Origin of the sequence: Kitasatospora sp. CB02891 (assembly GCF_002803145.1) — a bacterium.
In the GTDB taxonomy this organism is placed as follows: Bacteria; Actinomycetota; Actinomycetes; order Streptomycetales; family Streptomycetaceae; genus Kitasatospora; species Kitasatospora griseola.
The window spans coordinates 180245-205794 of record NZ_NNBO01000015.1; the positions used below are offsets into that span (position 1 = coordinate 180245).

The window sequence follows — 25550 nt, forward strand, 5'->3', positions numbered from 1 at the left end:
ATGGGGGTGACGGGCCCGCCCCTTGAGCATATGCCCGTACACGGACAGGGCCGCGCGAAGTCCGCAATGGTGACACAACAGTGAGCGGGGCGCGACACGACACCGCGGGGCCCGGTGATGAACCGGGCCCCGCGGTGTGAGGGTGGGTCGGGCGGTCGGGTGAACGGCCCGCCGCCGTTCGATCAGAACGCCTCTTCGGCGAGGTCCATCAGCTCGTTGTCGACGGCCTCGGCGATCTGGCGCTGCGCGGCGGTGGTCGGCAGCACGGTGCGGGCGAAGTGCTTCGCCGCGGCGACCTTGCCCTGGTAGAAGGCGACGTCCTTCTCGGACGCGCCGGCCTCCAGCTTGGCCAGCGCGACCGCGGCCTGACGGAGCAGCAGCCAGCCGACCACCACGTCGCCGGAGACCATCAGCAGGCGGGTGGTGTTCTGGCCCACCTTGTACATGTTCTTGACGTCCTGCTCGACGGCCGTCAGGTCGGCGATCAGCTTGCCGACGATGGCCTCCAGGTCGCCGGCGGCCTTGGCGAGCAGGTCGCGCTCGGGGGCCAGGGCGGCGCCGCCGTCGCCGGCCGCGAGGAACTTCTGGATCTGCTCGTTGACCGCGGTCAGCGCCTGGCCGCCGTCCTTGACGATCTTGCGGAAGAAGAAGTCCTGGCCCTGGATGGCGGTGGTGCCCTCGTACAGGGTGTCGATCTTGGCGTCCCGGATGTACTGCTCGATCGGGTACTCCTGCAGGTAGCCAGAGCCGCCGAAGGTCTGCAGCGACTGGGCGAGCTGCTCGTAGGACTTCTCCGAGCCGTAGCCCTTGACGATCGGCAGCAGCAGGTCGTTCAGGCGCTCGGCGGCGGCGTCGTGCTCGCCGCGCAGGCGGGCGGCCAGCATGTCGTCCTGCACCGAGGCGGTGTAGAGGACCAGGGCGCGCATGCCCTCGGCGTACGCCTTCTGGGTCAGCAGCGAGCGGCGCACGTCGGGGTGGTGGGTGATGGTGACGCGCGGCGCGGTCTTGTCCATGAACTGCGAGATGTCGGCGCCCTGCACGCGCTCCTTGGCGTACTCCAGCGCGTTCAGGTAGCCGGTGGACAGGGTGGCGATGGCCTTCGTGCCGACCATCATCCGGGCGAACTCGATGATCTTGAACATCTGGCGGATGCCGTCGACGGTCTCGCCGAGCAGCCAGCCCTTGGCCGGGTGCTTGGCGCCGAAGGTCATCTCGCAGGTGTTGGAGGCCTTGAGGCCCATCTTGTGCTCGACGTTGGTGGCGTAGGCGCCGTTGCGCTCGCCGAGCTCGCCGGTCTCCCAGTCGAAGTCGTACTTCGGCACGATGTACAGGCCGAGGCCCTTGGTGCCCGGCTTGCCGCCCTCGGGGCGGGCCAGCACCAGGTGGATGATGTTCTCGGACATGTCGTGCTCGCCCGAGGTGATGAAGCGCTTGACGCCCTCGATGTGCCAGGAGCCGTCCTCCTGCTTGATCGCCTTGGTGCGGCCGGCGCCCACGTCGGAGCCCGCGTCGGGCTCGGTCAGCACCATGGTGGCGCCCCACAGGCGCTCGACCATGCGCTGGGCGACCTTCTGCTGCTCCTCGGTGCCCTCGTCGTAGACGACGCCGGCGAAGGCCGGGCCGGAGGAGTACATCCAGATGGCGGGGTTCGAGCCGAGGACCTGCTCCGCGTACGCCCAGACCAGGGAGCTCGGGGTGACCTGGCCGCCGATGCCCTCCGGGATGCCCAGGCGCCACCACTCGGCGTCCATGAAGGCCTGGTAGCTCTTCTTGAAGGTCGCCGGGATCGGAGCGGTGTTGGTCTCCGGGTCGAACACCGGCGGGTTGCGGTCGGTGTCGGTGAAGGAGGCGGCCAGGTCGTTCTCCGCCAGCCGGGAGATCTCGCTGAGGATGTTCTTCGCGGTGTCGACGTCCATGTCGGCGAACGGACCGGTGCCGTACACCTGGTCGCGGCCGAGCACCTCGAAGAGGTTGAACTCCACGTCCCGCAGGTTGGACTTGTAGTGACCCATGACCGTATCTCCGGTTCGTCTTCCACGGGCGAGCCGCTTACGGCGCACCGCTTACCCACCAGTACGCCCCATGATGCTACCCAGCGGTAACTTGTTCAACCCCTCCGGCGTGAAGCACCTATGAACGTGGTCACGTCCCACAATGCGGCCCGCCGCCGGATTGTGCGGATCACCCGCCCCCAAGCGGGGCCCGGCCCGATAGCCTGTCCCCGTGTACGGCTACGAGCAGAGCGCCTACCAGGACCCCTATCAGCAGCAGATGCAGCAGGGGATGTCCGGCATGCCCGGCGCCGGGTACGGCGACCCGCAGGCCGCCCAGCAGTCGCTCTACCCCGAGCCCTCGCCGCCCTCGCTGGCGGACGCGGTGCGCGCCTTCACCACCGGGGCGATGCCGGTGGAGGACTTCCAGGCCATCTTCATCACCTCGAAGGTGTACTGCCCGCGCGGCGACCGCCCCGGCTTCCTGGCGCTGCACAACACCCCGACCCCGGTGATCCCGATGTTCAGCTCGCTCAAGGAGCTGAAGCGGTACGCCGGCAAGGACTCCAAGCACTTCTCGGTCACCGGCGCCGAGGTGCTCGACCTGCTGCCCACCGGCTACGGCTTCGCCCTGGACATGGAGGGCGAGCACCGGATGGTGTTCGACGCCCGCGCGGTCGAGCAGATGGTCGACTTCACCATGCGCCGGATGTACGGCTGACCCCTCCTCCCACTCCTCGTCGGGGCCGGAATACCCCCAGATAGTTCAACGTTCAACCTTGCGAGTGGTTGAGAGTTGAACTACTGTGGTGGACGTAGGCCACAGACCCGCCGAAGGAGGCCGACATGCCCGCCGTGACCGTCGAGAACCCGCTGACCCTGCCGCGCGTGACCACGCCCGACCCGGTGCACAGCACCGCCCGGCCGGTCCTCACCGTGGCCACCGCCCCCGAGGGCTACGAGGGCGAGGGCTTCCCCGTCCGCCGCGCCTTCGCGAAGATCAACACCAGGTTCCTCGACCCGTTCATCATGATGGACCAGATGGGAGAGGTGGACTACGCGGCCGGCGAGCCGAAGGGAACCCCCTGGCACCCGCACCGCGGCTTCGAGACCGTCACCTACATCATCGACGGCACCTTCATCCACCGTGACTCGCACGGCGGCGGCGGCGTCATCACCGACGGCGACACCCAGTGGATGACCGCGGGCTCGGGCCTGCTGCACATCGAGACCCCGCCGGAGTCGCTGGTGAAGTCGGGCGGCCTCTTCCACGGCCTGCAGCTCTGGGTCAACCTGCCCGCCTCGGACAAGATGATCGCCCCGAAGTACCAGGACATCCGCGCCGGCAACGTCAAGCTCCTCAGCACCGCGGACGGCGGCGCACTGCTGCGCGTCATCGCCGGCGAGCTGGACGGCCACCAGGGCCCCGGCGCCACCCACACCCCGATCACCATGATCCACGCGTCGATCAACCCCGGCGCCCAGATCACCCTGCCCTGGCGCTCCGACTTCAACGCCCTCGCCTACGGCCTCGCCGGCAACGGCTCGGCCGGCGCCGAGAACCGACCCTTCCACCGGGGCCAGGCGGTCGTCTTCGGCGACGGCGACTCGATCACCCTGCGCGCCGACGAGAAGCAGGACTCCCGCGACAACAACTTCGAGGTCGTCCTCCTCGGCGGCCTCCCGATCCGCGAGCCCGTCGCCCACTACGGCCCGTTCGTCATGAACAGCCACCGCGAACTCCAGCAGGCCATGGAGGACTTCCAGGCCGGCCGTCTCGGCACCATCCCCGCCGACGAGAACTGACCCTCCGTCACCTTCGCAAGCCGCGCCCCCGTCCCCGGACGGGGGCGCGGGCTTTTGCGTGCCGCGGGTGGAAATCCGGGCTCAACCTATCGCCGGCCTCGCGCATTGAGGACGGGTGAGGGACGCGGGCCAGGAGGGGTGGATGCGCGCACAGGACGAGTGGGGATTCGAGGAGTGGGCGGCGGCGCGGGGGAGACGGCTGTACCGGACGGCGTACCTGCTGTGCGGGAACCCGCACCGGGCGGAGGACCTGGCGCAGACGACGCTCGCGAAGCTGTTCGCGCACTGGCGGCGGGCGTCCCGGATGGAGAACCTCGACGCCTATGCCCGCACCGTGCTCACCCGCACCTTTCTGGCGGAGCAGCGCAGGTGGTCGGTGGCCCGCCGGCTCGGGGCGCTGGCGGGCTCGCCCGAGGTCGCCCCGCACGGGGACGCCGATCTGCGGGTGACGCTGCTGAACGCGCTGGCCGAACTGCCGGTGCGGGCCCGGGCGATGGTCGTCCTGCGGTACTGGGAGGACCTGAGCGTGGAGACGGTGGCCGACCTGCTCGGGTGCAGCACCGGCACCGTCAAGAGCCAGTGCTCGCGTGCGCTGGCCCGGCTCCGCGAACAGCTCGGCGAACCGAGCCCCTACACGCCCGCGTGAGCGCCTCTCCGCTGCGCCGGACCGAGACCACGAAGGAGTACGACGTGCAGGAGCAGGCGCCGGAGGCGCTTTTCGTCAGAGCGGCGATGGAGCAGGTCACCGACGACCTGGCCGAGCCGCCCGGGTTGACGGCCCGGGCGATGCGGGACGGACGCCGACGGCGACTGCGGTCGCGGCTGGCGGTCGGCGGGGCGGCGGCGGGCGCCGCGGCGCTGGCGGTGACCGGGCTGCTGGCCGCGGTGCCCGGCGCGGGGGGCAGCCCCGGTCCGGTCGCGGTCCAGCCGGGGGGCGACGCTCCACCGCGGGTCTTTCCGACCGTCACCTTCTCCCCCACTGCCGATCCCCTCGCACCGTCGCCCCCGCCGGGCGAGGACGAGCGCCGGCGGATCGAGACGTACCGGCAGGCGACGGCCGGGGCGCTGCAGGACCTGCTGCCGCCGGAGATCGGGCAGATCCGGCTGGTGGCCGACCGGGTGGACACCTACCTGGCGTCGTCCTCGCACGGCGGGTACGTCGTCCGGTTCTCGGTGGCTCCCGCCCCGGACGGCGCGAAGGAGCGGTCCTGTCCGCCGAACGACTCGGTCAAGACCGGGAAGTGCCAGCTGGTGCGGCTGCCGGACGGCGTGGACGCCACCGTGCGGGCGATGCCCGAGGGCGACGGCACGATGACGATGGCCGTGGCGTCCTTCCACCTCGGCGGCAGCGACGTGACCGTCGCCGTCAACGCGGATGAAAGCGCCCGCAGTTCGGCACCGGTGACGAACGCGCAGCTGGCGGATTTCATCCGCGCCCCCCGGGTCCTGGAGCTGGTCCGAGGGGCCGATCGGAACCCCGTGCAGGAACCCGGGATCTCCCACGACGAAGGAGCGAATCGATGAAGCGACGCACCGCCCTGGCCGCCCTGCTGCTGACCGGCACGCTGCTGGCGACCGCCGCGCCGGCCGGGGCGCAGGACACCGGCGCCGACCGCCCGGGGGCGCGGGCCTGGACCTCGAACGCCTTCCCGGCGGGCAACGCCAACCTCCAGGAGGCGGCCCGGACCGGCGGCCGCACCACGTGGGCGGTCGGCTCCCGAGAGTCCGGGGAGGGCCGGGACAGGTCGACCGCCCCGGTGGCCTTCGCCCGGGACGGCGCCGACGCGGCCTGGCGCGAACTCGCCCTCCCCGACGGCCTGAACGCCCGCACCGTCGGTGACGACGGCGCCGGCGCCACCTGGGTGACCGGCCTCAAAACCACCCGCGAGGGCGGCATTCCCACCGGGCGCCACCGGGACGGGCGCTGGCAGGTGCAGAACGCCCCCGCCCCCGACCACACGTTCGCGGCCGGATTCGGCGGCGTCGCGGCAGCCGGCGGCCCGAACGACGTGTGGGCGGTCGGCTACTACCAGCCCGACGACCTCCTGACCTTCCTCGGCCTGATCGAGCACTGGAACGGCACGGCCTGGGAGCGGGTGCAGGCCCCCGCCCTCGACGCCGACTACTGGACGCTCAGCGCGGTGACCGCCACCGGCCCCGCCGACGTCTGGGCCGCCGGCACCGTCGGCACTCCCGAGGGGTGGCCGCGCCCGCTGCTGCTGCACTACGACGGCCGCAGCTGGACCCGGGCCTCCTCCCCGGACCTGGACTCCCGCTACGGCGAGCTCACCCAGCTGGTCGCGGTGGGCCCCCGCAATGTCTGGGCGTCCGGCACCGAGGAGGGCCCGGACCGCGACCCCCGGACCCTGGTCGCCCACTACGACGGCCGCGGCTGGACGCACCAGGAGACCGGCATCGGCGCGGGCCACCTGTACGGCCTCACCCGCACCCGCTCCGGAGTGGCCGTGGTGGGCGAGACCTTCGGCAACGGCGTGTACCGGCCGATCGGCGCCCAGCTGACGCCCGGCGGCTGGCAGCCGCTCGACCTCCCGCAGAGCGCCACCGCCCGCGGCCGGATGCCGCGCAGCATCGTCGAGGTCGGGGGCCGGCTGACCGTCGTCGGCATCGACGCCCTCGGCCGGGACGCGAACGGCGAGCCGCTGCCGCCGGTGCCGTTCTCGGTGACTCGCTGACCTGTCGGATCCACGGCCGCGCCGTCCCGCCACTGGGCAACTGCCCGGGCGGGACGGCGCGTTGGGTCGTCCGGGAGAGCGATGACGGCGGATCAGGCGAGGGCGAGGCTGATCTGGTCGTTGAAGACCACCCAGTGCTGGCCCTTGTCGTTGGCGTCGCAGGGCTTGGTGGAGACGGTCGGGGTGCCCCAGGCGTTGGCGAGGCAGTAGCCCGGGGCGAAGGTCAGGGAGATCCGCTCACCGGAGACCGTCCAGTACTGGCCCTCGTCGACGGGGTCGCACGGCTTGGTGGAGACGTCCGGGGTGTTCCACTTGTTGGCGAGGCAGTAGCCGCGGGCGTTGGTGAGGGAGATCTGCTCACCCGACAGGGTCCAGTGCTGGCCCGGGTCGTTGGCGTTGCACGGCTTGCTGGAGACGGTCGGGGTCTCCCAGGTGTTGGCGAGGCAGTAGCGGCCGGGGGTGCGCGTGGTCGGGTGGCCGGCGTCGGCCGCGTCGGCGCCGGCGGTCGGCAGGAAGGAGGCGGCCAGCCCCAAGGCGGCGATGGCGAGCGTCTTGCGGAAAGCGATGGCCATGGAGCGGCTCCGTTCTCGCAGCAGGCCGCACGGTTCCCCTGCGGCCGTGAGGTGCTCTTCGGCTCGGATCCGAGCGCAGGAAATTTGTAGCAGCGCCGTCCGCGCACCATCGGCGTTGTCCGTCGCGTTCATCCGAACGGGAATCGTCGGCTGATCCGATGAACTCCGCCGACCAAGCGCCCTCCGGCGGCCCGTCCCGGTTCGTAGGCTGAGCGCTGCAAGGACACACCGCGCGAGAAGGAGAACCGCAGTGGCGACGATCCATCGGACCACCATGACGCCCGGCAAGTTGGAGCTGCTGGCCGACTGGCTGCCGCAGCAGAGCTGGTACCGGCCCGGCGGCGGCGAACTGGCGCGGGCCGGCGGCTTCCGGCTGGACGACCCGGAGGGCGAGGTCGGCATCGAGCTGATGGTGGTGACGGACGGCCGGGCCGCCTACCTGGTGCCGATGGCGTACCGGGGCGCGCCGCTGGAAGGCGCGCCCGAGGGGGCGCTGATCGGGACCGCCGAGCACGGGGTGCTGGGAACCCGCTGGTTCTACGACGGCGAGCAGGACCCGGTGGTCCGCGCGCAGTTGGCCGAGCTGCTGCGCGGGCGGGCGGTGCCGCAGAAGCAGAGCGAGAGCGACACGGTGGACGACACCGTGGCGGTGGCGGCCGTCGACGGCGAGGTGGCGGTGGCGCTGCGCCGGGAGCTCGTGCCCGGCGAGGAGCCGGCGCCGGGCGAGGTGGTCGCCGGGTACACCGCGCCGGACGGGTCGGCGGTCCGCGCGGTGTTCCTGACGGCCGGATGCTGACGGAGCGTCAGAGTCGGGCGTAGAGCGCCGCGGCGTCGTCGTGGGCCTTGCCGCGGGGCCAGCGCAGGCAGTCGACGTCGGTGAGCTCCGCGGCCCGGACCTGGGCGATCAGCTCGGCCGGGCCGGCCTCGGCGAGCAGGCGGACGGCGTCGGCCCAACTTCCCAGGCCCAGGCGGTCGGTGAAGCGGGCGGCGCCGTCCGACAGGGCGGCCACCCCGTGCAGGTCGGCGCGGGCGACCACGCCGGTCTCGGCGTGCTCGGCGGCCTGTGGGGCGGCGGCGGCGATCCACGGCCCGTGGCCGGTGTTGCGGGCGGCGCGGACGGCGATCGCGTACTGCAGGTAGAGCTCGGCCCGTTCGGCGGTGCCGGGGACGGTCGACCAGACCTGGCGGCGCAGCGCCTCGCCGCCGGGGAAGCGCTGGTTGTCACCGATCACCCGGGGCGGGCCCTGCCTGGGGTGCAGCACCAGCAGCGAGTCGCCGAGCGCCAGGTACTCCAGGGCGTCGCCGCGCAGGCGGGCGGCGACCACCATCGCGGCGGGCGTGTTGGGGTTGGCCAGGTCGCAGCCGTCGCCGTGCAGGGCGGCGGTGTCGGCGATGGCGTCGGCCAGGCAGGCGGTGACGGCCCGGTCGGGGTGGTCGGTGAGCCGGGCGACCAGGTGCGCGCCGAGCCGGCGCACGTACCAGGGGATGCCGTGGCCGCAGCCGGAGTCCAGGGTGTCCGGGGCGCTGGAGCCGTCCAGCAGCACCAGAACCTCCGGGGTGGCCACCACGAAGTCCTCACAGGCCCGGTCCGGGCGGCGCGCGTCGACTGCCAGCTGTACCCGCATGCCCTTCAGTCTGCGTCGGACACCTGCCGTTCGAACAGGGGCTGTTCGGCCCGCCGTTCGACCCGGCCGCGCAGGGATTCGGACATAATGGTGCGAAGTATGGCAACTCGCCAAGGCTTCGCGACAGGAGAGTCCCATGGTCTGGCAGTTCTTCGTCCTGGTGATCGCCTCGTTCGGCTTCCCGACCCTCGCCCTGCTGTTCATGATGGGCGGCCTCCAGTACCGCGACCAGCGGCATCACCACCTGCACCGCGCGGCGCACCGGGGCTGACCGACCCCGGTGTCGGCCGACAGCACCCCCGCCCGGCATGGGAGGGTGTGGTGCAGTAGACCGCATCCCGTCCAGGAGGTCCCGAATGAGCAGCGACACCGCCCCGGCAGCCGAGCCCGCGCCGGAAGCCACCGCCGACGCCACCGCCGACAGCGCCGCCGAGGAGGCCGGACCGGACGACCAGAAGGCCAAGTTCCTGGCCGCGCTGCAGCGCAAGGGCGGCAACAACCGGGGCGGCGCCGGCGGCCCCGGCGGCGACTCGAAGATCCACGGCACCGCCGGCGCGGCCGGCGGCAAGCGCACCTTCCGCCGCAAGAGCGGCGGCTGAGCACCCGCCGATCCGCAGCGCGAACGGCCGGTCCCGCCCGGGGCCGGCCGTTCGGCGTCTCCCGACGACCCGTCAGCCCCCGGCCGCCGAGGCCCTCGGGGCGGCGGGAAGCGGCTCGGCCAGGAAGGCGAGCACGTTGTCGACCACCGTCGGCTCCGTCAGCACCCGGCGGTGGCCCAGCCCGCGGGTGGTGATCAGCCGCAGCTGCGGCTCGCCGTACGCCCGGTGCAGCAGGCGGGCCTGGCGCAGCGGGACCACGTCGTCCTGCTCGTCGTGCACCACCAGGATCGGGGCGGTGACCAGCTCCGGCCGGTGGGTGGCGTCGAAGCGCTGCCGGATCGACTCGACGCCGGGGAACAGCAGCCGGTCGATCCGCCGGGCCAGGTCCTTTTCGAGGCGGTCGTTCAGGCCCAGGGCAGCGGCGAACCCCTCGACCAGGAAGCCGAATTCGGCGACTCCGGCGACGGCGACCAGCCGACCGGCCGGGACTCCCTCGGCCAGCGCGAGGAACGCGCAGCAGACCCCGAAGGAGTGCGCCAGCACGGCTTCGAACGGGCCGTGCCGCTCGGCGAGGCGGCCGATCAGTTCGCGGTACTCCAGGATCGTGGTGGTGCGGCCCGCCGAGTCGCCGTGGCCGGGGGCGTCGAAGCCGATCGGGCTCATCCCGAGGTCCAGCAGCCCGCGCACGTACGGGGCGAACCGGGACGCCCGGGACTGCCAACCGTGCACCAGCAGCACCGGGCGCCGGCCGTCGCCCCAGCGGTAGACCCGGACCCGCTTGCCGTTCACCGTCAGCTCCTCGGTGACGGCCAGCTCGTGCAGTTCGCGTTCCGAGCCGCGCACCCGGCTGCGGCGGATCGGGCGCCGGAACAGTTCGAACGCCACTCGGCCCGGCGGGGCGGTGGCGAGGTACGAGGTGGCGTTCAGCGCGGTGCGCACAAGGGCGGCGGTGGGTGCCATGGGCGAGACATTAGCACGACCGTTCGTACAGTTTTAGGGTCAGAGAGCGGCCTCCCGCTGCCGGTCGGCACGGCATCAGGCCGGGGCGATGCCCAGCAGGCGGCGAATGGTGCGCAGCGTCCGGTCGTAGCGGGACGGGTCGTCGTACAGCACGGCGTGGCCGTTCGCGCTGTCCATCAGGCTGCCGAGCAGCAGCGCCAGCTCCTCCGGCTCCGCGCCGGCGGGCAGGTCGTCGGCGGCCCGCAGCATGGCGGTGAGCTGCTCCTCCCACTCCCGCGAGGCGGTGGCGAGGGCGTCCCGGACCGGACCGGGCTGGGCGTCGAACTCGGCCGTCACCGAGTAGAAGAAGCAGCCGCCGTCGAACACCCGGCCGCGCGAGTACGCCATCCAGTGCTCGCACAGCGCCAGCACCTGGGCAGCGCCGGGCGGCAGGTCGAGCACCGGGGCCACCACCCGGTCGTAGAAGATCCGCCGCGCCGCCCGGACGGTGGCCAGCTGCAGCTCCTCCTTGGAGCCGAAGCCGGCGAACACCCCGCTCTTGCTCAGCCCCAGGTCAGTGGCCAGCCGCCCGATCGAGAGGGCGCCCAGGCCCTCGACCGACGCGATCTGCACGGCCCGGCCGAGCACCGCGCGGCGGGTCTCGTTGCCGCGCCGGACCCGGCCGTCCGTGGAGGACTCGACGACCACGGGACACCTCCGGGGACGGGAATGGGGCATCGGAAAGCGTACGCCGCGCACCCGGGCGCGCCGAAGGGCGCCGGAACGGTCCCGGCGCCCTTCGGCGGGACGGCTAGTCGGCGTGTTCGTCCGGGAAGTACGGCGCCTCGCGGAGGAACAGGGCGCCGCAGGTGTGGCAGTTGTGGTCGGGGTCGAGGGTCCAGCGGGTGGCGTCCTGGACGGGGGCGGCGGTGTCGAGCGTCTTGCCGCACAGGGCGGTGAGGTCCGCGTTACGGACGATGTGCCAGCTGACCACGGAGTCCGTGGCGCCGTCGGGGCCGGTCTCGGCGCGCATCTGATGCATCATGATCACCATCGTCCGCCGACCGGACGGACCCGGCAATTCGCCCGCCGGTCAGGGCTGCGCCTCGGGCTCCGGCAGCACCTCGCGGACCTCGATCGGCATGTTCATCGGCTTGCCGTCGTGCCCCGGCGCGGCGGACAGCAGGGCGGCGATCTCCAGCACCCGCGCCTCGCTCCCGCAGTTGACGGTCCACCAGCCGAACAGGAACTCCTTGTCGGCCGGGAACGGCCCGTCGGTGACGGTCGGCCCGTCGTCGCCGCCCCGGACGATCCGCGCGGTGTCCGGCATCGCCAGGCCCCGGGCCTCGACCAGTTCGCCGGTGGCGGTGAGCTCGGCGACCCAGCGGCGCATGAAGGCGATGTGCTCGGCGGTCGCCGCCGGGTCCCACGAGGGGATCGGCGGGACATCGAGGTCCGACTGGCTGAAGTGCATCTGAAGCATGTGCGTCACGGCGGACGGCTCCTCTCGGTGCGGGCGGTCTCGTTCCCCCGTTCCGGGGACGGAGCCGCGGCCCGGTTCTCGACACCACGCCCCGGACGGCCGCTCAGACCGCGGGCCGCAGCGCCCGCCACGCGGCCAGGGTGGCCAGCAGCAGGGCCGCGCCGGCGAGCGAGAAGCCGGTCCGGGCGCCGACGTGCTGGGCGACGAAGGTGACGGCGAGTCCGGTGAACGGGAGGGTACCCGTCATCGCGCTGCCCCACAGGGACATCACCCGGCCGCGCATCTCCGGCGCGGACCGCAGCTGGGCCAGGGTGTTGGCGGTCGCGATGAACCAGATCGAGGTGACGCCGACGGCGGCCATCCCGACCACCGCGAGGACGGCGTTCGGCGCCAGCGCGGTGGCCAGCACGGTGATCGAGGTGGCCAGGGCCAGCGTGCGGACCCGGCGCGGCGTCGGTTCGGGCGCGGAGGCGGCGAGCAGCGCGCCGGGCAGTCCGCCGAGCCCGAACGCGGCCATCAGCAGGCCGTACCCGCCGGGGCCGAGGTGCAGCGAGCGGTCGACCAGCGGCGGGACGGTCAGGTTCATCGCGAAGATCAGGCCGCTGGCGGCGGACATCGGCAGCAGGCCGCGGACGATCGGCGAGCGGCGGACGTAGGCGAGCCCGCCGCGGGCGTCGGACCGGGGCCGCGGCCGGTCGGCGGCGCGCTCGACGGGCGCGGCCGGACGCAGCCTGGTCAGGGCGATCAGCGGGGCGAGGTAGCCGAGGGCGTTGAAGGCGAAGGCCCAGGAGGGTCCGCCGAAGTCGAGCAGGGCGCCGGCCACGCCGGGGCCGATCACCCGGGAGGCGTTGAGCGCCACCTCCCACAGGCCGACGGCGCTGGCGACGGCCCCGGTGCCGACCAGGTCGACCACGAAGACCTGGCGGGCCGGGGCGTCGACGGCGGCGACCAGCCCGGTGCAGGTGGCGAGGGCCAGCAGCAGCCACAGCTGCGGGTCGAACAGCGCGGTGGCGACGGCCAGCGCGAGGCCGATCAGCAGCATCAGGGACTGGGTGACCAGCAGCAGGCGGCGCCGGTCGGAGCGGTCCACCAGGGCGCCGGCCCACGGCCCGAGGAGCAGCGTGGGGCCCCAAGTGCAGGCGGTCAGCACGGTCAGCCAGACAGCGTCCCCGGTGAGCCGGTAGACGATCCAGGAGAGCACCACGCCCTGCGCGAGGGCGCCGGACGCGGATATCAGCTGTCCGGCGAACCAGATGCGGAAGTCCCGTCCGCGCAGCGCCTGCCCCATCCGGGCCAGCGGGCGGGTGGGAGCGGAGGGCGACTCCGCGGTGGTGGTGGTCATGGTCCCCTCCGGTCAATGGACTAGACCATAACCGGAGCCCCCGGACGCGTGACCAGCGGGTTTCGGACCACGGGCTCGACCGGCGGGCCGCCGGCGCGACGGGATCGAGCGCGGGCCGCCGGCGCGGCGGGATCGAGCGCGGGTCGCCGGCGCAGCGGGCGGCGTGATCGGCCGGCGGGCCGTCAGGACGCGGTGCGCAGCAGCGGCGCGGTGAGGATCTTGTCGAAGCTGACGGTGGCACCGCGCTGCGGGTGGGTGCGCAGCTGCACGTGGTCGGCGAGGGCGTGGATGAGGAACAGGCCGCGGCCGGACTCGGCGGTCAGGTCGGGCAGCACGCCGGGGTCGGCGGCCGGGAGGGCGGGGCGCAGCGCGGGCAGCACGTGGGTGTCGTAGGGCGCGGGCCGGTCGGCGGCGGGGCTGCGGGTGGCCAGCACCCGGGCGGGGACGGAGGCGCGGCCGCGCCGGGTGCGGCCGTACGGTGCGGGCCGGTCGGCGGCGGGGCGGTCGGCCGCAGGAGCGGGACGGCGGCGCGGGCCCGGGCGGGGCGCGGCGGGCGGGCCCGGGGCCGCGCCGGTGTTGGCGACCTCGATCCGCAGCCGGTCGCCGCTGAGCGCGGCGGTGACCTGGAAGGTGTCCCCGTAGTGCCCGGGCCCGGCGTGCTCGACCGCGTTGGCGCAGGCCTCGGTGAGGGCGAGCCCGAGGTCGAAGGCGTCCTGCGGGTGGACTCCGGCGGAGTCCATGGCGCCGAGCAGAATGCGGCGGGCGAGCGGCACGCTGGCCGGGTCGCGCTTGAGGTGCAGAGTCCACCAGATGTCCACGGGAGATCCCTCCTGGCTGCGGCTCCACATACAACTAGCTATCTCCTCGACGGTGCGCGGTGAACCGTCCGCACGCGCCGGTACCGCCCGTTCGGCGGATGGACTGCCTCTGTCCGGTGTGCCGATCGGCGCGTGGGCGGGTGAGTGCGCCGGTCGGGTTCTCGCCATTCGCGGCGGGTTCCGGGGCCTGTCCCGGCAGCGGCTGTAGGCGGTGAGATGATGGCTCGGCCATGACTGACCCCACCGCCGCCGCCCGCCGGGGCGCCGCCGTGCCCGCGCGGGCCTCGGCTGCCGCCTGGGATCTGCGGGTGCTGCGCGCGGTGCCGTTCGCGCTGGTGTGCACGCTGGTGGCGGCCTTCGGGCACGCCCGGGCGGGCGGCGCGGTGGCGCCGGACACGCTGGCGGCGGGTTTCGCCGCGGTGTGCGCGGCGGCGGCGCTGCTCGGCGGGCGGGAGCGCTCGCTGGGGGCGATCGCGGCGGCGCTGGGCGCCGGGCAGCTGGGCCTGCACCTGTTGTTCCACCGCTTCGGTGACGGCATGGGCGGCGGCATGGCGATGGCTTCCTCGCCGATGGCCGGAAACGGCGGGCCGGACGGCGTGATGTCCGTGGCGGGCCGGCTGCTGTGCAACGACACCCCCGGCGACGGCCTGACGGTCGTTCCGCTGGGCACCACGCCCGACCAGGTGGTGAGCGCCGCGGGCCTGGACCCGCAGGCGTACGCGGCGGCGATGCCGCACGCGACGGGCTGGCTGGGGCTGACGCCCGGCATGGCGCTGGCCCACCTGGCGGCGGCCGTGGTCGCGGGCTGGTGGCTGCGGCGCGGCGAGGCCGCGCTGTGGCAGCTGGTGCGGGCGGCGGCGCTGACCGCCCGGGAGTGGGCGGCGCCGCTGCGGACGGCGGTGGCGCTGCTGGCGGCGCTGCTGCTGGGTGAATCGCGCCGGGCGCCGGTGCGCCGGGGCGGGCGGCCGGAGGACTGGCGGCTGCCGGTGGCGGCCGTGCTGCGGCACAGCGTGCTGCGCAGGGGACCGCCCGCGGTGGCGTTCGCGCGCTGAACCGGGCCCGGAGGGGTCGGGGGTTCGGGCGCGCACCGCTGTCTTCCGCCGGGTCCGCGTCGTATTGCGGCTCGGCCGAGGCTCCCACTTCCCCCGTCATCCCCACGTGGCTCGCGCTGTCGCGCGGCCTCTTCCCTCAGGAGTCCCCTGATGCGTTCGCTTTCCGTCCGTCGTTCCGTCGGCACGCTCGTGGTGGCGGCCGGTGCCCTGCTGGCGTCCGCCGTCCCCGCCTTCGCGCACGTCTCCGTCCAGCCGGGCAGCGCCCAGCAGGGCGGCTACACCGCCGTGGCGTTCCGGGTTCCGAACGAGAGCGACACCGCCTCCACCGTGAAGCTGGAGGTCAGCCTGCCGCTGGACCACCCGATGGCGTCGGTGCGCACCCAGCCGCTGCCGGGGTGGACCGCCACCCTGGAGAAGTCGAAGCTCGACAAGCCGCTGGACTCGCACGGCCAGCAGATCACCGAGGCCGTCTCCAAGATCACCTGGACCGCGGACGCGGGCACCAAGATCGCCCCCGGGCAGTTCGAGGAGTTCAAGGTCTCGCTGGGCGCGCTGCCCACCGACACCGACAAGCTGACCTTCAAGGCGCTGCAGACCTACGACAACGGCGACGTGGTCCGCTGGATCGAGGAGAGCAAGGACGGGCAGCCGGAGCCGGCCAAGCCCGCCCCGGTGCTCAGCCTGATCAAGGCCGACGCTGCGGCCGGTGACCACCACTCGGCGGACACCTCCGCGAAGCAGGAGGCCGCGCCCGCCGCGAAGTCCTCCGACTCCACCGCCCGCACCCTGGGCGTGGTCGGCATCGTGGTCGGCGTGATCGGCGCGGCGCTCGGCGTGGCCGGGCTGCGCCGCCGCTCCGCGAACTGACCCCCGTCGGGCGGGGCCGCACCCGCGGCCCCGCCCGGCATCCGCTGTCCCGCACCGCCCTCCCGCACTGTCCTCCCGCACCGCCCTCCTGTACGGAACGGAAAGTCCCTTGGCATCCCTCCGCAGCACCCGCCCCCGGCTCCTGACGGCCGCCGCCCTCGTCCTCGGCGCGTCGCTCGCGCTGTCCGCCTGCTCCTCGTCCTCCTCGGGCGGCGGGGAGACCAGCGGGGCGGCGAAGGTCAGCAAGCAGGCCTCGACCAGCCAGTACCAGGGCACGGTGCTCAGCAAGCACTTCGACAAGCCGGACCTGGTGCTGAACGACACCGGCGGCCGGCCGTACGACCTGAAGGCCCGCACCGCCGGCCGGACCGTGCTGCTGTTCTTCGGCTACACCAGCTGCCCGGACGTCTGCCCGACCACCATGGGCGACATCGGCGTGGCGATGTCCAAGCTGACGCCGGAGGAGCGGCAGAAGCTCGACATCGTGTTCGTCTCCACCGACCCGGAGCGCGACACCCCGCAGGTGCTGCGGACCTGGCTGGACTCGATGGGCAAGGACTTCGTCGGGCTGACCGGCGACCTGGCGAAGGTGAAGGCCGCCGCCAAGCCGCTGGGCATCATGGTCGAGGACCCGGTGGTCGCCGCGAACGGCTCGGTGACCTCCACGCACGGCGCGCAGGTGCTGGCGTTCCTGCCGACCGACGACAAGGCGCACCTGCTGTACATGGCCGGCACCACGGTGGAGACCTACCGGCACGACCTGGAGCTGCTCGCCAAGGGGGTGGCGGTGTGAGCCGCGGATTCCGGCGCAGCGCGCTGATCGGGGCCGGCCTGGCGACCGCGCTGGCGGCGGGCACCGTGGTGGTGGCCTGCCAGTCCTCGGGCAGCTCCTCCGCCGCGCCGAAGCTGTCGGTGGCCGACCCGTACATACCGCTGCCCGCCACCCCCGGCGGCATGGGCGCGGGCTACCTGACGGTGCGCAACGACGGCGGCTCGGACCGGCTGCTGAAGGTGAGCAGCCCGAGTGCCGGGTCGGTGACCATGCACCGCTCCACCGAGAAGAGCATGGAGGAGGTCGGCGAGCTGGAGGTGCCCGCGCACGGCACGCTGGACCTGGCCCGCGGCGGCAACCACCTGATGATCACGGACTGGTCGAAGCAGCCGGCCCTCGGCGACGAACTGGAACTGGACCTGGAGTTCGCCAAGGCGGGCACCGTCGTGGTCAAGGTTCCGGTGAAGCCGTTGACGTACCGTCCGGGAAGCTAGGTCCCGGCGATGACAGCAGACGGCGCGGCGACGAGAAGAGGCGCACAGGTGATCACGGTGGTGAAGCGGCGGCGGCTGGGCGCCCTGCTGGCGGTGCTGGTGGCGGCACTCGCCCTGGTGCTCGGCGGGGCGACCGCGGCATCGGCGCACGCCACCCTGGAGAGCACCGACCCGGCACAGGGCTCGGTGGTGCCGACGGCGCCCGCCGCGGTCACCCTGAGCTTCAGCGAGGGCGTGTCGCTGTCCGCGGACTCGGTGCGGGTGCTCGACCCGCGGGGCGCCGCCGTCGACGACGGCAAGCCGGAGCACGTGGACGGCAAGGCCGCCACCGCCCGGGTGTCGCTCCGCCAGGGCCTCGGCAACGGCACCTACACGGTGGCGTGGCGGGCCGTCTCGGAGGACTCCCACCCGATCGGCGGCGCGTTCACCTTCTCCATCGGCGAAGCCTCCGACACCAGCGTGAACGCCGCCGCCGTCCAGGGCGCCAAGGCCGACGGCGCGGTCTCGTTCGCCTACGGCACCGCCCGCACCGTCGCGTACGGCGCGTTCGCGCTGCTGGCCGGCGCCGCCGCGTTCGTCGTCGTGGTGTGGCCCGCCGGCGCGGCCGTGCGCGGCGTGCAGCGGCTGCTGATGACCGGCTGGGTCGCTCTGCTGCTGTCCACCGTCGCGGTGCTGCTGCTGCGCGGCCCGTACGAGCGCGGCACCGGCCTCGGCCAGGCCTTCGACCTGTCGCTGGTGCGCGCCACCCTGGACGAGCGGATCGGCACCGCGCTCGCCGCCCGGCTGCTGCTGCTCGCCGCCGCCGGTGTCTTCCTGTCGCTGCTGGTCGGCCAGTTGGGGCTGCAGCCGAAGCCGGCCGTGCCGACCCCCGACCCGGACGACGCGGGGATCGACCAGGAGGAGGCGGAGCTGCGCCGGCTGGAGCGGGCCGCCGCCGAGCGCCCGCAGCGCGACACCCGGCTCGGGCTGGGCCTGGCCGGGCTCGCGCTGGCCCTCGCGCTGTCGGCGACCTGGGTCGGGGCCGACCACTCCTCGGTCGGCATCCAGGTTCCGCTGGCGCTGCCGCTGGCCGCGCTGCACCTGCTCGCCATGGCCGGCTGGCTCGGCGGTCTCGCCGTGCTGGTCACCGGCCTGCGCCACGGCCTGCCCGGCGCCGCCGTCGAACGCTTCTCCAAGCTGGCGTTCTGGCTGGTCGCGGTGCTCGCCGGCACCGGCCTGTACCAGTCCTGGCGGGGCCTGGGCAGCTGGGGCGCGCTGGTCGACACCGAGTACGGACGGCTGCTGCTGATCAAGGTCGGCTGCGTGGCGGCGATGCTCGGCGTCGCCTGGATCTCCCGCGCCTGGACCGCCCGGCTGCGCACCGCCGACGCGACGGCCACCGCCCCGGCGGCCGTCCCCGCGCTCGCCGTCGCCGCGGGCGAGGAGGCCGGCGGGGACGCGGGCGCCGGCGACGACGCCGATCCCGAGCGCGCCGCGCAGTTGGCCCGCCAGCAGGCGGTGCGGGCCAAGGCGCACCAGCGGCGCACCGCCGAGGGCTCGCCCGTGCGGGCCGGGCTGCGGCGCAGCGTGCTGGTCGAGACGAGCGTCGCCGTGCTGGTCCTGGTGGTCACCACGATGCTCACCAACTCCCCGCCCGGGCGGGTCGCGCAGGCGATCGCCGCGCAGCCCGGCGCAGCGGGCGCGGCCCCGGCGGCGGGGGCGTCCGCGGTGCCCGGCCGGACGCAGGAGTTGAAGCTGCCGTACGACACCGGCGGCCGCACCCCGAACGCCAAGGGCACCGCCGTGGTCACCGTGAACCCGGTCGGCACCGGCCCGAACGCGGTCGGCCTGAAGCTCACCGACGCGGCCGGGCAGCCGGTCGAGGTCCCCGAGGTGCAGCTGGCGTTCACCCTGCCCGACCGCGACCTGGGCCCGCTGCCCGTCACCCTCCAGGCCCAGGGCACCGGCGCCTGGAGCGGCACCGCGCAGCTGCCGCTGGCCGGCGTGTGGGTGGTCTCGGTGACCGTCCGCTCGTCCGATTTCGACCAGGTGACGGCCACCCAGCAGTTGAAGGTCGGCCAGTGACGGGGATACCGGCGGTCTCCCGGCGCGCGGTGCTCGGCGGCGCCGGGGCCGGGCTGGCCGTGGGCGCCGTCGGCGGGGCGTGGGGCGGTCGGGCCTCGGCACGGGAGACCAGGCCGTCGCCCGGGAGTGCCCGGGTGGCGTTCCACGGGCCCCGGCAGGGCGGCATCGTGGAGCCCGCGCAGGCCCGGGTGGAGTGGGCGGCGTTCGACCTGCTGCCCGGGACGGGGCGGGACCGCGCGGCGGGGCTGCTGCGGGACTGGTCGGCGGCCGCCGCCCGGATGGCCGCCGGTGAGCCGGGCGGGGACGGCGGCGGCGGGATCGCGCTGGACGCCGGCCCGAACTCGCTGACCGTCACCTTCGGCTTCGGCGCGGGCCTGTTCGACAAGCTGGGCCTGGCCGACCGCCGCCCGCCCGCGCTGGCCGCGCTGCCCGCGTTCCCCGGGGACGCGCTCGACCCGGCCCGTTCGGACGGCGACCTGTGGGTGCAGATCGGCGCGGACGACGCGCTGGTCGCGGTGCACGCGCTGCGGGTGCTGCGCCGGCTGGCGGCGGGGACGGCCGCGCCGCGCTGGCAGATGGCGGGCTTCTCCCGCACGCCCGGCGCGACGGCGCGGCCGATGACCGGCCGCAACCTGATGGGCCAGGTCGACGGCACCAACAACCCGCGCCCGCAGGACCCCGACTTCGCCGCGAAGGTGTTCGCCACCGGCCCCGGCTGGATGGCCGGCGGCAGCTACGCGGTGCTGCGCCGGATCCGGATGCTGCTGGACGACTGGGAGTCGCTGCCGACGGACCGTCAGGAACGGCTGGTGGGCCGCCGCAAGAGCGACGGCGCCCCGCTGTCGGGCGGCCCGGACGCGGGCGAGCGCACCCCCGTCGACCTGGCGGCGACCGCCCCGGACGGCACCCTGGCGATCGCCCCGGACGCGCACGTCCGGGTGACCGCGCCCGCCTCCAACGGCGGGGCGGCGATGCTGCGCCGCGGGTTCTCCTTCCACGACGGCCTGCTGGCCGACGGCGCTCCCGACGCGGGCCTGCTGTTCGCCGCGTTCCAGGCCGACCCGGCGCGCGGGTTCGTCCCGGTGCAGCAGCGGCTGGCGCGCGGCGACGGCCTGTCGCGGTTCCTGCGGCACGAGGCGGGCGCGCTGTTCGCGGTGCCGCCGGGCGCGCCCGAGGGCGGGTACGTGGGGCAGCCGCTGCTGGAGGGCTGACGCCGCACGGCCGTTCGAGGCCGCTGCCCGCCGGACGGACAGCGGCACGGCGGGGCTCCGGAAGTGGCTAAGGTGGCAGATCGAGCCCTGCGGGCCCCACGCGGTTCGCATCACGCTGTTCGTTCGGAGGCGGTCATGTCGGCGACCCGTTACACCTATCTCGGTCCCGCGGGCACCTTCACGGAGGCGGCGCTGCGCACCCTGCCGGAGGCGGGGACGCGGGAGCTGACGCCGGTGGCGTCGGTGGCGGCGGCGCTGGACGCGGTGCGGGCGGGCGAGGCCGCGGGCGCGATGGTGGCGATCGAGAACTCGGTGGACGGCGCGGTCACCACCACCAGCGACGAGCTGATCAACGGCAGCGCGCTGATGATCTACCGCGAGGTGCTGCTGCCGATCTCGTTCGCGCTGCTGGTCCGCCCGGACACCGCGCTGGGCGACGTGAAGACCGTCACCGGCCACCCGGTGGCGCAGCCGCAGGTGCGGCACTGGCTGGCCGCGAACCTGCCGGACGCGCAGTGGGAGTCGGCGGCGTCCAACGCCGAGGGTGCCCGGCTGGTCCAGGACGGCCGCTACGACGCGGCGGTGGCGGGCGCGTTCGCCGCCGAGCTGTACGGGCTGCGGGTGCTGTCGGACGAGATCCAGGACGCGGCGGCGCCGACCACCCGGTTCGTGCTGGTGGGCCGGCCGGGGCGGGTGTCCTCGGCGACCGGCTGGGACAAGACCTCGATGGTGGTCTGGCTGCCGGACGACCACCCCGGTGCGCTGCTGGAGCTGCTGCAGGAGTTCGCGGTGCGCGGGATCAACCTGATGCGGATCGAGTCCCGGCCGACCGGCGAGGGCATGGGCAGCTACTGCTTCCTGATCGACTGCGAGGGGCACCTGAGCGAGCGGCGGGTCAGCGAGGCACTGATGGGCCTGAAGCGGATGTGCCCGCAGGTGCGCTTCCTCGGCTCGTACCCGCGGGCCGACCGGGGCACCGCTTTCCCGCTCCGGCAGGGCACCTCGGACCTGGATTTCACGGACGCCGCGGACTGGCTGTCGCGCTGCCTGGACGGCCGCGGCGAACTCTGACGCCGGCGCCGCCGCGCAAGAACGCGTTTCCGGCCGGAACGGGGTCCCACCGGACCCTGTTCCGTTCATTTCCGACACGCCCGAACGTCACCTGCCCGGCCGACCGGCGTTCATCGGCGGCGCTCCGGGGCCTCCGGGAACCGGCTGGTTCATCCACAGGGCGGCGGCCGGCATCCACAGGGGCCGTTGTCCCCAGGTTCGGCGAAGTTATCCACAGGGAGGGCCGGAGTCGACAAACCGGTAAAGACACCCGCAGCTCCGGTCAGATCATCAGCTAGGGGCATAGGGAGGACTAATCGGACCAGAGTCACCCCTGCGCCGACAAATCACCTGTGCGAGCGAGCGAATTCCCTCACTCGGGAAGCCGTATCGAGGTTTGAAACCTGAAATCATCGGTTCGACAGCCTACGGACCATGGGTTTTCCCCTGTCCACAGGCTTGGACGCGCACCTGTGGATAACTGAGCCCCGACAGAGTTGTCCACCGGGGTTATCCACAGGAAGGCGGGAGTTATCCCCAACCCCGGAGCGCTTTCCCACACCCCCGCGCCGATGGCCGGGCACAGGATGCCAGATTTCCGGACAGAGCGCGACATACCCGCCCAAGCCGTGCACTGGCCGGAACCGGACCACCCTGCCACCGGTAGGCTTGATCCGTGATCGACCTTCGCCTGCTCCGTGACGACCCGGACCGCGTACGTACCTCGCAGCGCTCCCGTGGTGAGGACGTCGACCTGGTCGACGCCCTGCTCTCCGCCGACGAACGCCGCCGCGCGGCCGGCACCCGATTCGACGAACTGCGCAGCGAGCAGAAGCAGCTGGGCAAGCAGGTCGCCGCCGCCAAGGGCGAGGAGAAGGCCGCGCTGCTGGCCCGCACCAAGGAACTGGCCGCCGAGGTGAAGGCCGCCGACGCCGCGCAGAGCGAGGCGAAGGAGGAGGCCGAGCGCCTGCAGCGCTCGCTGGCGAACCTGATCGACCCGGCCGCCCCGGTCGGCGGCGAGGAGGACTTCGTCACCCTTGAGGAGATCGGCACCCCCCGCGACTTCGCCGCCGAGGGCTTCGAGCCCCGCGACCACGTCGAACTCGGCCAGCTGCTCGGCGCGATCGACACCGAGCGCGGCGCGAAGGTGGCCGGCGCCCGCTCCTACTACCTGACCGGCCCGGGCGCGCTGCTGGAGCTGGCCCTGGTCAACATGGCGATGGCGCAGGCCTCCGCGGCCGGCTTCACGCCGATGATCACCCCGGCGCTGGTCCGCCCCGCCGCGATGGACGGCACCGGCTTCCTCGGCCAGGCCGCCGAGAACGTGTACTACCTCCAGGACGACGACCGGTACCTGGTCGGCACCAGCGAAGTCCCGCTGGCCGCCTACCACATGGACGAGATCCTGGACGCCGACAAGCTGCCGCTGCGCTACGCCGGCTTCTCGTCCTGCTTCCGCCGCGAGGCGGGCACCTACGGCAAGGACACCCGCGGCATCATCCGCGTCCACCAGTTCGAGAAGGTGGAGATGTTCGTCTACACCACGCCCGAGGACGCCGAGGCCGAGCACCGCCGCCTGCTCCAATGGGAGAAGGACTTCCTGAACGCGCTGGAGCTGCCCTACCGGGTGATCGACGTCGCCTCCGGCGACCTCGGCGCGTCCGCCGCCCGCAAGTTCGACATCGAGGCGTGGATCCCCACCCAGGGCAAGTACCGCGAGGTCACCTCGACCTCCAACACCACCGAGTACCAGGCCCGCCGGCTCTCCATCCGGATGCGCGACAAGGACGGCGTCCGTCCGCTCGCCACCCTCAACGGCACCCTGGTCGCCGTCCCCCGGGTGATCGTCGCGCTGCTGGAGAACCACCAGCAGGCCGACGGCTCGGTGGTCCTGCCCGAGGCCCTGCGCCCCTTCCTCGGCGGGAAGGCCGTGCTGGAGCCCGCGGCCGAGTAGAACCGACCGCCGGCACCGGCCGTACTCCTCGTACCGCCGCAACCCGTCGTTCCCGGAGCATCTGGAGCACTTCGCGCATGAGCACCGACGCCCTGCCCTACCGGCTGGTCGCCACCGATCTCGACGGGACGCTGCTCACCAGCGCCGAGAACGTCTCCGCCCGCACCCGGGAGGCCCTGGGCGCCGTCACGGCGCTCGGGGCGCAGCACATCATCGTCACCGGCCGCTCGGCGGGCTGGACCAGGCCGGTGCTGGACGAGATCGGCTACACCGGCATCGCCGTCTGCGGGCAGGGCGCCCAGGTCTACGACGCGGGGGCGCACAAGCTGCTCACCTCGGTCACCCTGGACCGGCAGCTGGCCGCGCTGGCGCTCGCCAAGATCGAGGCCGAGGTGGGCCCGCTGGCGATCGCCGCCAACCAGGACGGCCTGGACGGCGAGGTGGTGGCCGGGCCGGGCTACCGGCTGCGGATCGCCACCGGGCTGCCGGTCCGCCAGGTCGCCGCGGAGCAGCTGCTGGCCGCGCCGGTCAGCAAGCTGTACATCCAGCACCCGGAGCTGACGGACGATCAACTCGCCGAGGCGGCATGGTCGGTGGCCGGTCAGCTGGTCGGCGTGGTGATGGCCGGCGACGGCATCGTCGAGCTGCTGCCGCTGGGCCTGACCAAGGCCACCGGCCTGTCGCTGGCCGCGCGTCGGCTGGGCGTCCGCGCCGCCGAGACCATCGCGTTCGGCGACATGCCCAACGACATACCGATGTTCCGGTGGGCCGGCCACGCGGTGGCGATGGGCAACGCGCACGAGCAGCTGCGGGCGGTGGCCGACGAGGTGACGGTCTCCAACGACGAGGACGGCGTCGCCGTGGTGCTGGACCGGGTGTTCGGCCTCGGCGGCTGATCCGCGCGACAGACGCACGAAAGCGCCACCGGCCCGGGGCCGGTGGCGCTTTCGTGCGTGCTGGGGCCGGTCAGCTGCCGTAGCTGACGTTGGAGCAGACGTCGTCGTCCGCCGAGCGGGCGGAGTTGGCGACGCTGGAGGCCACCGGGCCCGGGTCGGCGGCGCCGCCGCTGGTCGCGGTGCCCGCGCCGGCGCCGGCCGCGTAGTCCTTGCCGAGCACCAGCGCGATGCCGGCGGTGGAGCTGGCCTCGATGGTGGCGCCGGGGAACAGCGCGGCGACGGCCTGCGCGTTGGCCTTCTGGCCGCTGCCGTACTGGACCACGGTGGTGGCGTGGTTCTGGTTGCTGGCGTTGCTGGTGCTGGTGACGGTGAAGTTCGCGCCCTTCAACGTCGTGGCCGCCTTGGTGCCGAGGCCGGCGGTGGTGGTGCCGTTGTAGACGCCGACCTTGATGCCGGCACCGTTGGCGGGCGGGGCCGGCGGGGCGCTGGAGGGCGGGGCGGCCGGCTCGCTCGGGGCGGGGCTCTGCTCGCCGCCGCTGGCGTCCTCGCCGTCGAGGGTGCGGTCGGCCTTGAGGGCGGCCCACAGCTGGTCGACCTGGGGGTGGTTCAGGCCGATCCGTTCCTTCTCGTAGTGCCAGGGGGTGGTGAGGAACTTGATGTCGTGCAGGTCGATGTCCTTGAGCGACGTCCCGAGGTTGAGCAGCTTGTCGACGCCGGCCAGGTCGGGGTCGACGGTGAGCGCCTTGGTGGCGGCGTCGGCCAGCGGAAGCAGGTTGGTGGGGCTCATGCCCTTGCTCTTGACCGACTTGATCAGCGAGGACAGGAACGCCTGCTGGCGCTGCATCCGGCCGACGTCGGAGTTGTCGCCGATGCCGTGCCGCAGTCGGACGTAGTCGAGGGCGGCCTGGCCCTCGACGGTCTGCACGCCCTTCGGGTATATCTCCTTGCCCTTCTTGGGCAGGTTGGGGTTGAGGTCCTTCTCGTATATCGCGTTCGGCAGGCAGACCTCGACGCCGCCGACGGCCTTGGTCATCGCGGCGAAGCCCTCGAAGTTGACCACGATGGTGTGGTCGACGCGCAGGCCGGTCAGCGCTTCGACGGTGTTCTGGGTGCAGGCCGGGTTGCCCTGCTCGCTGTTGCCGACCGAGAAGGCGCTGTTGAACATCACGTTCGTCTGCGGCTTGGTCCAGTTCTTGTTCGGCAGCATGCACTTGGGCACGTTGACCAGTGCGTCGCGGGGGAACGAGACGCCGACGGCGTGCTTGTGGTCGGCGTAGACGTGCAACAGGATCGTGGTGTCGGAGCGGGCGCCGCCCTCCTCG

General features: G+C 73.6%; 27 protein-coding genes. 17 read left to right on the plus strand and 10 right to left on the minus strand.

Annotated elements, in window-relative coordinates:
• Positions 1 to 182: 182 nt before the first annotated feature.
• Entirely contained in the window at positions 183 to 2012 is a 1830-nt protein-coding gene (locus CG736_RS28750; protein ID WP_100589063.1) for an acyl-CoA dehydrogenase, read from the minus strand.
• Between the two features lie 211 nt (positions 2013 to 2223).
• On the opposite strand from CG736_RS28750, the gene CG736_RS28755 reads away from it, so the two are divergent.
• The 5 genes from CG736_RS28755 to CG736_RS28775 all read left to right on the plus strand — a co-directional run bounded on the left by CG736_RS28755 (position 2224) and on the right by CG736_RS28775 (position 6490).
• Complete coding sequence (locus CG736_RS28755) at positions 2224 to 2712, plus strand: SseB family protein (RefSeq protein WP_043915454.1); 489 nt, start codon at positions 2224 to 2226, stop codon at positions 2710 to 2712.
• A gap of 125 nt (positions 2713 to 2837) precedes the next feature.
• Entirely contained in the window at positions 2838 to 3797 is a 960-nt protein-coding gene (locus tag CG736_RS28760; protein ID WP_100589064.1) for a pirin family protein, read from the plus strand.
• Positions 3798 to 3939: 142 nt separating this feature from the next.
• Entirely contained in the window at positions 3940 to 4443 is a 504-nt protein-coding gene (locus CG736_RS28765; RefSeq protein WP_100589065.1) for a SigE family RNA polymerase sigma factor, read from the plus strand.
• Positions 4440 to 5321, plus strand: coding sequence for a hypothetical protein (locus CG736_RS28770; RefSeq protein WP_100589066.1), 882 nt, complete (start codon positions 4440 to 4442; stop codon positions 5319 to 5321). Before CG736_RS28765 ends, CG736_RS28770 begins: the two co-directional genes overlap by 4 nt.
• Positions 5318 to 6490, plus strand: a complete 1173-nt coding sequence (locus CG736_RS28775; protein ID WP_100589067.1) for a hypothetical protein — start codon at positions 5318 to 5320, stop codon at positions 6488 to 6490. The genes CG736_RS28770 and CG736_RS28775 overlap by 4 nt, the downstream gene beginning before the upstream one ends.
• Positions 6491 to 6582: 92 nt before the next feature.
• On the opposite strand, the gene CG736_RS28780 is transcribed toward CG736_RS28775, so the two are convergent.
• Positions 6583 to 7062 carry a ricin-type beta-trefoil lectin domain protein gene (locus tag CG736_RS28780; RefSeq protein WP_100589068.1) on the minus strand — a complete coding sequence of 160 codons (480 nt, stop codon included), beginning with the start codon at positions 7060 to 7062 and terminating at the stop codon, positions 6583 to 6585.
• Positions 7063 to 7312: 250 nt separating this feature from the next.
• Between CG736_RS28780 and CG736_RS28785 the strand changes: the two genes are divergently transcribed.
• Positions 7313 to 7858, plus strand: coding sequence for a 1,4-alpha-glucan branching protein (locus tag CG736_RS28785; RefSeq protein ID WP_100589069.1), 546 nt, complete (start codon positions 7313 to 7315; stop codon positions 7856 to 7858).
• A 7-nt stretch (positions 7859 to 7865) separates the two neighbouring features.
• Here the strand turns inward: CG736_RS28785 and CG736_RS28790 are convergent, their stop codons facing one another.
• Entirely contained in the window at positions 7866 to 8687 is an 822-nt protein-coding gene (locus CG736_RS28790) for an integrase (protein ID WP_100589070.1), read from the minus strand.
• Positions 8688 to 8823: 136 nt separating this feature from the next.
• Here CG736_RS28790 and CG736_RS38450 point away from each other — a divergent pair, with 136 nt between their 5' ends.
• Positions 8824 to 8958 (plus strand): hypothetical protein, encoded by a 135-nt coding sequence (locus tag CG736_RS38450; RefSeq protein WP_255419039.1) that lies wholly within the window; start codon positions 8824 to 8826, stop codon positions 8956 to 8958.
• A gap of 85 nt (positions 8959 to 9043) precedes the next feature.
• A complete protein-coding gene (locus tag CG736_RS28795; RefSeq protein WP_100589071.1) occupies positions 9044 to 9286 on the plus strand; it encodes a DUF5302 domain-containing protein in 243 nt (80 codons plus the stop codon).
• Positions 9287 to 9358: 72 nt separating this feature from the next.
• Here CG736_RS28795 and CG736_RS28800 read toward each other — a convergent pair whose 3' ends face one another.
• The 6 genes from CG736_RS28800 to CG736_RS28825 form a co-directional block, all read right to left on the minus strand.
• Positions 9359 to 10246 (minus strand): alpha/beta fold hydrolase, encoded by an 888-nt coding sequence (locus CG736_RS28800; RefSeq protein ID WP_100589072.1) that lies wholly within the window; start codon positions 10244 to 10246, stop codon positions 9359 to 9361.
• 75 nt (positions 10247 to 10321) lie between these two features.
• On the minus strand, positions 10322 to 10933 hold the full coding sequence (locus CG736_RS28805; RefSeq protein ID WP_100589073.1) for a TetR/AcrR family transcriptional regulator: 612 nt from the start codon (positions 10931 to 10933) through the stop codon (positions 10322 to 10324).
• 103 nt (positions 10934 to 11036) lie between these two features.
• Positions 11037 to 11270 (minus strand): hypothetical protein, encoded by a 234-nt coding sequence (locus CG736_RS28810; RefSeq protein ID WP_100589100.1) that lies wholly within the window; start codon positions 11268 to 11270, stop codon positions 11037 to 11039.
• A gap of 48 nt (positions 11271 to 11318) precedes the next feature.
• The gene (locus CG736_RS28815) at positions 11319 to 11708 is read right to left on the minus strand and encodes a YciI family protein (RefSeq protein ID WP_100589101.1); all 390 of its coding nucleotides are present in this window, start codon (positions 11706 to 11708) and stop codon (positions 11319 to 11321) included.
• Positions 11709 to 11811: 103 nt separating this feature from the next.
• Entirely contained in the window at positions 11812 to 13050 is a 1239-nt protein-coding gene (locus CG736_RS28820) for an MFS transporter (protein WP_100589074.1), read from the minus strand.
• A gap of 182 nt (positions 13051 to 13232) precedes the next feature.
• Entirely contained in the window at positions 13233 to 13868 is a 636-nt protein-coding gene (locus CG736_RS28825) for an ATP-binding protein (RefSeq protein WP_198520641.1), read from the minus strand.
• Positions 13869 to 14098: 230 nt separating this feature from the next.
• Between CG736_RS28825 and CG736_RS28830 the strand changes: the two genes are divergently transcribed.
• From CG736_RS28830 to CG736_RS28870, 9 genes are all read left to right on the plus strand, one after another.
• The gene (locus CG736_RS28830) at positions 14099 to 14920 is read left to right on the plus strand and encodes a hypothetical protein (RefSeq protein ID WP_232734245.1); all 822 of its coding nucleotides are present in this window, start codon (positions 14099 to 14101) and stop codon (positions 14918 to 14920) included.
• A gap of 150 nt (positions 14921 to 15070) precedes the next feature.
• Positions 15071 to 15787 carry a YcnI family protein gene (locus CG736_RS28835; protein WP_100589076.1) on the plus strand — a complete coding sequence of 239 codons (717 nt, stop codon included), beginning with the start codon at positions 15071 to 15073 and terminating at the stop codon, positions 15785 to 15787.
• Positions 15788 to 15896: 109 nt separating this feature from the next.
• Positions 15897 to 16580: an SCO family protein gene (locus CG736_RS28840; protein ID WP_100589077.1), complete on the plus strand. Its 684-nt coding sequence runs from the start codon at positions 15897 to 15899 to the stop codon at positions 16578 to 16580.
• Entirely contained in the window at positions 16577 to 17053 is a 477-nt protein-coding gene (locus CG736_RS28845) for a copper chaperone PCu(A)C (RefSeq protein WP_100589078.1), read from the plus strand. Before CG736_RS28840 ends, CG736_RS28845 begins: the two co-directional genes overlap by 4 nt.
• Before the next feature lie 9 nt (positions 17054 to 17062).
• Positions 17063 to 19117, plus strand: a complete 2055-nt coding sequence (locus CG736_RS28850; protein WP_100589079.1) for a FixH family protein — start codon at positions 17063 to 17065, stop codon at positions 19115 to 19117.
• Entirely contained in the window at positions 19114 to 20328 is a 1215-nt protein-coding gene (efeB, locus tag CG736_RS28855; protein WP_232734246.1) for an iron uptake transporter deferrochelatase/peroxidase subunit, read from the plus strand. Before CG736_RS28850 ends, efeB begins: the two co-directional genes overlap by 4 nt.
• 135 nt (positions 20329 to 20463) lie before the next feature.
• Positions 20464 to 21399 (plus strand): prephenate dehydratase, encoded by a 936-nt coding sequence (pheA, locus tag CG736_RS28860; protein WP_100589081.1) that lies wholly within the window; start codon positions 20464 to 20466, stop codon positions 21397 to 21399.
• 655 nt (positions 21400 to 22054) lie between these two features.
• Entirely contained in the window at positions 22055 to 23332 is a 1278-nt protein-coding gene (gene serS, locus CG736_RS28865) for a serine--tRNA ligase (RefSeq protein WP_100589082.1), read from the plus strand.
• Positions 23333 to 23409: 77 nt separating this feature from the next.
• Positions 23410 to 24228, plus strand: coding sequence for an HAD family hydrolase (locus tag CG736_RS28870; protein WP_100589083.1), 819 nt, complete (start codon positions 23410 to 23412; stop codon positions 24226 to 24228).
• Positions 24229 to 24298: 70 nt separating this feature from the next.
• On the opposite strand, the gene CG736_RS28875 is transcribed toward CG736_RS28870, so the two are convergent.
• The coding region (locus tag CG736_RS28875; protein WP_100589084.1) for an LCP family protein at positions 24299 to 25550 on the minus strand (1252 nt) is incomplete at its 5' end.

What these genes read in the sequence shown, in the direction of transcription:
- CG736_RS28795 (WP_100589071.1), top strand. Translation starts at nt 9,044, where the DNA reads ATGAGCAGCGACACCGCCCCGGCAGCCGAGCCCGCGCCGGAAGCCACC.
- CG736_RS28815 (WP_100589101.1), bottom strand. Translation starts at nt 11,708, where the DNA reads ATGCTTCAGATGCACTTCAGCCAGTCGGACCTCGATGTCCCGCCGATC.
- CG736_RS28835 (WP_100589076.1), top strand. Translation starts at nt 15,071, where the DNA reads ATGCGTTCGCTTTCCGTCCGTCGTTCCGTCGGCACGCTCGTGGTGGCG.
- CG736_RS28765 (WP_100589065.1), top strand. Translation starts at nt 3,940, where the DNA reads ATGCGCGCACAGGACGAGTGGGGATTCGAGGAGTGGGCGGCGGCGCGG.
- CG736_RS28800 (WP_100589072.1), bottom strand. Translation starts at nt 10,246, where the DNA reads ATGGCACCCACCGCCGCCCTTGTGCGCACCGCGCTGAACGCCACCTCG.
- CG736_RS28775 (WP_100589067.1), top strand. Translation starts at nt 5,318, where the DNA reads ATGAAGCGACGCACCGCCCTGGCCGCCCTGCTGCTGACCGGCACGCTG.
- pheA (WP_100589081.1), top strand. Translation starts at nt 20,464, where the DNA reads ATGTCGGCGACCCGTTACACCTATCTCGGTCCCGCGGGCACCTTCACG.
- CG736_RS28850 (WP_100589079.1), top strand. Translation starts at nt 17,063, where the DNA reads ATGACAGCAGACGGCGCGGCGACGAGAAGAGGCGCACAGGTGATCACG.
- CG736_RS28820 (WP_100589074.1), bottom strand. Translation starts at nt 13,050, where the DNA reads ATGACCACCACCACCGCGGAGTCGCCCTCCGCTCCCACCCGCCCGCTG.
- CG736_RS28830 (WP_232734245.1), top strand. Translation starts at nt 14,099, where the DNA reads ATGACTGACCCCACCGCCGCCGCCCGCCGGGGCGCCGCCGTGCCCGCG.
- CG736_RS38450 (WP_255419039.1), top strand. Translation starts at nt 8,824, where the DNA reads ATGGTCTGGCAGTTCTTCGTCCTGGTGATCGCCTCGTTCGGCTTCCCG.
- CG736_RS28760 (WP_100589064.1), top strand. Translation starts at nt 2,838, where the DNA reads ATGCCCGCCGTGACCGTCGAGAACCCGCTGACCCTGCCGCGCGTGACC.
- CG736_RS28870 (WP_100589083.1), top strand. Translation starts at nt 23,410, where the DNA reads ATGAGCACCGACGCCCTGCCCTACCGGCTGGTCGCCACCGATCTCGAC.
- CG736_RS28790 (WP_100589070.1), bottom strand. Translation starts at nt 8,687, where the DNA reads ATGCGGGTACAGCTGGCAGTCGACGCGCGCCGCCCGGACCGGGCCTGT.
- CG736_RS28780 (WP_100589068.1), bottom strand. Translation starts at nt 7,062, where the DNA reads ATGGCCATCGCTTTCCGCAAGACGCTCGCCATCGCCGCCTTGGGGCTG.
- CG736_RS28750 (WP_100589063.1), bottom strand. Translation starts at nt 2,012, where the DNA reads ATGGGTCACTACAAGTCCAACCTGCGGGACGTGGAGTTCAACCTCTTC.
- CG736_RS28810 (WP_100589100.1), bottom strand. Translation starts at nt 11,270, where the DNA reads ATGATGCATCAGATGCGCGCCGAGACCGGCCCCGACGGCGCCACGGAC.